The following is a 2,250-nucleotide window of genomic DNA, read 5'->3' as shown; positions in this document are numbered from 1 at the left end:
TCCGCGGCCGGGCAGAACCCGTATGGGCAGGGGGACTTCCACCCGCACCAGTCGCCGCAGGCTCCCGAGCGCAAGCCGCGCAAGCGCTATGCCGGGACCACCCTGATCTCCGGCATGGTCGCCGCCGCCCTGATCGGCGGGGTCACCGCCGCCGGGACCACCTACCTGATCAACCCCAACTCCAGCGGCACCGCCCAGGTGCAAAGTCCGCAGGACGGCGTGGTCATCAACAACCCGGAAACGGTCACCACCGCCACCGCCGCGGCCGCCAAGGCCGCGCCCAGCGTGGTGACGATCGAGGCTTCCGGTAACGGTTCGGCCGGCTCGGGTTCGGGCATCGTGCTGGATGATCAGGGCACATCCTGACCAATACCCACGTGGTGACCCTGGGCGGGGCCACCGGCAATCCGCAGCTGAATGTGCGACTGAACAACGGCAAGGTGTATTCCGCGGAGCTGGTGGGCACCGACCGATGTCGGACCTGGCGGTCATCAAGATTGACGCCGAGGGCCTGGTTCCAGCGACTCTGGCGAGTCGAGCAGCCTGAACGTCGGGGACACCGCAGTGGCCATCGGCGCACCTCTGGGACTGAGCGGCACCGTCACTGACGGGATCATCTCCACGTTGAACCGCACGATCTCCGTGGCCTCCTCCGCAGTGCCGGAACAGCCCAGCGACGGCGGGGGCGATAGTGAGTTCAACTTCGAATTCCCCGGCGCACCGCAGCAGAAGAACAACTCGGGCTCCATCTACATCAATGTCATGCAGACCGATGCGGCGATCAACCACGGAAACTCCGGTGGCGCCCTGGTCAATGCGAAGGGCGAGATCATCGGGGTCAACGTCGCCATCGCCTCCTCGGGGGACGAAGACTCGGGGTCCATTGGCGTGGGCTTCGCAATCCCCATCGACTACGCCAAGCGCATCTCCAGCGAACTGATTGAGAACGGCTCGGCCACCCACGGGCTGCTGGGCGCCACTGTCCAGGCCGCCGCGGCACGCACCGGGCAGCAAAGCTCCGGGTTCAGCACCGGGGCGAAGATCGTGGACATCAGCTCCGGTTCGGCCGCCGCGGAAGCGGGGCTGAAGTCGGGGGATGTGATTACCGGTGTCAACGACCGTCCCATCCAGGATTCACAGACCTTGACCGCGGCCATCCGTGAGGTTCCGGCCAAGGGCCAGGCGAAGATCACCTACATCAGGGACGGGCAAACCAAGGACGTGGAGGTCACGGTCGGCACCCTGGAGGACTAGAACCCAGCAGGCACTGCTTCACACTTCACCCTCCTATGGGGGCGAAGTGTGAAGCAGTGTTGAAGAAGTTGACGAAGATCCCGGCCGGCCGCGCAGCGATGCGCGGCGGGGGAAGCAGAATGTGAACCGGCAATGAGGCCACGGCGTACGTGTTACGACATGCAAGGACATGCGTCACGTACCGCCGTTGGATTTTTCAAAAGGTTCTGGCGTATTGCCGGTGCGCCGATACGATAAGGGTGGAAGAGATCCTTCCACGGTCTTTACGACAGCGAAGACACTTTGCATGAAAGGCGAGAATGAGCGACGCGAGTAGCACGCCACTGAACATCTTGGTACTGGTCAAACACGTACCGGATGCTCAGTTTGACCGTCACATCGACCTGGACACCCTGCGCATCGACCGCAGCGAGTCAATCCTTTCCGAGCTGGATGAATACGCCGTGGAGGCGGCCCTGGCGATCGCCGAGGACCGCGGCGGGCCCAAGGCAGGCAACCAAGTCATTGCGGCTACCATGGGAGGACCCAAGGCGGTGGCTTCAGTGAAGAAGGCCCTGCAGATGGGCGCCACCAGCGGACTGCACCTGAACGACGAGGCCCTGGCCGGCTCCGACGCCCGTGGCCACCGCCAAGGCCCTGGCCGCGCTGATCAAGTATGCCGGGGACATCGACCTGGTGGTCACCGGCATGGCCTCCACCGACGCCGAAACCGGCATCGTGCCGTCTCAGCTGGCAGAACTGCTGGGCTTCGCTGCCCTGACCAACGCCTCGAACGTGGACTTCGATTCGGCGGCCGGGACGCTGAGCATCACCCGCGATCACGGCGCCGATTCCCTGACGCTGCGTGGCTCGCTACCGGCCGTGCTGTCGGTGACCGATCAGGCCAATGAGCCGCGCTACCCGAACTTCCGCGGCATCATGGCGGCCAAGAAGAAGAAGGTGGAAGAGGTCAGCGCCGCCGACCTGGGGCTGGACGCGTCCAGCGTTGGCCCAGCC

At 64.8% G+C, this 2,250-nt stretch carries 1 protein-coding gene and 4 pseudogenes; all 5 read left to right on the top strand.

From position 1 onward, the window contains the following. Positions 1 to 366 (top strand): annotated as a pseudogene (locus tag JCM19049_RS12190) (serine protease); the annotation flags it as partial. Positions 367 to 537: 171 nt separating this feature from the next. Then, a pseudogene (locus tag JCM19049_RS20660) lies at positions 538 to 903 on the top strand (S1C family serine protease); the annotation flags it as partial. Further along, positions 889 to 1,254, top strand: coding sequence for a S1C family serine protease (locus tag JCM19049_RS20655; protein ID WP_279403107.1), 366 nt, complete (start codon positions 889 to 891; stop codon positions 1,252 to 1,254). The pseudogene JCM19049_RS20660 and the gene JCM19049_RS20655, both read left to right, overlap by 15 nt. Before the next feature lie 299 nt (positions 1,255 to 1,553). Further along, positions 1,554 to 1,814, top strand: a pseudogene (locus JCM19049_RS20650) (electron transfer flavoprotein subunit beta); the annotation flags it as partial. 58 nt (positions 1,815 to 1,872) lie between these two features. Next, positions 1,873 to 2,250 (top strand): annotated as a pseudogene (locus tag JCM19049_RS12180) (electron transfer flavoprotein subunit beta); the annotation flags it as partial.

Source organism: Arthrobacter sp. JCM 19049 (assembly GCF_001310435.1).
The sequence above is the reverse complement of the archived record's forward strand: the minus strand, read 5'-3'. Positions and strand labels throughout refer to the sequence as shown.